Consider the following 706-nt stretch of genomic DNA (forward strand, 5'->3'; position numbering starts at 1 on the left):
TTATGTATCCTGGATACGCCAGGTTTAAACGCCTTAGGCTCAGAGCCCGAACTCACCATTAGCATGATTCCTAATGCCCAGGCTGTTATCTTTATGCTGAGTGCTGACACGGGCGTTACAGCCAGTGACATGGCAATCTGGAAGCAGTATATCGATGTGCATGAGTCTGAACACCGTGCAGGTCGTTTTGCTGTGCTGAATAAAATAGATGTGCTCTGGGATGACCTGCAGGGTGAACCGCATATTAGTGCTTCGATTGAGCAAATTCGGCACCTAACAGCCAAGCAGCTGAATATGGATGCAGAAGATGTTTTGCCTTTATCTGCAAAACAGGGTTTGATTGCTAAAATCAGAAAAGACCATTCATTATTGCAAAAAAGTGCTTTTCCTAAATTGGAGAAGCTAATTTCCAAGCGAATTATTGCCGAGCGTGAGTCAACGATTTACAAAGATCTTCTGCGAGATTTGCAAAAGATGCTGCATGGCTCGCAATCAGTTTTGAATGACCGTTTGGCTAACTTATACGAGCGTCACGAAGGGCTAGAAAGAGAAGTACTAAGCCCCGAAATGTTGCAGAATCTAGCCAAAGAAACGCACACCGAGCACGATATCTATCACCGCAAACTGATCACTTTACGCTCTAGTCGACGTTTGATGGAGTCGCAAGGAGAAGTATTGCAGCAATTGGTTAGTGAAGAGCGCTTGA

1 pseudogene is annotated in these 706 nt (G+C 44.8%); it reads left to right on the forward strand.

Features of this window, described 5'->3' with window-relative positions:
* Nucleotides 1–706, forward strand: a pseudogene (locus A3729_RS32265) (GTPase); the annotation flags it as partial.

The sequence above is a fragment of the Oleiphilus sp. HI0043 genome (assembly GCF_001634935.1).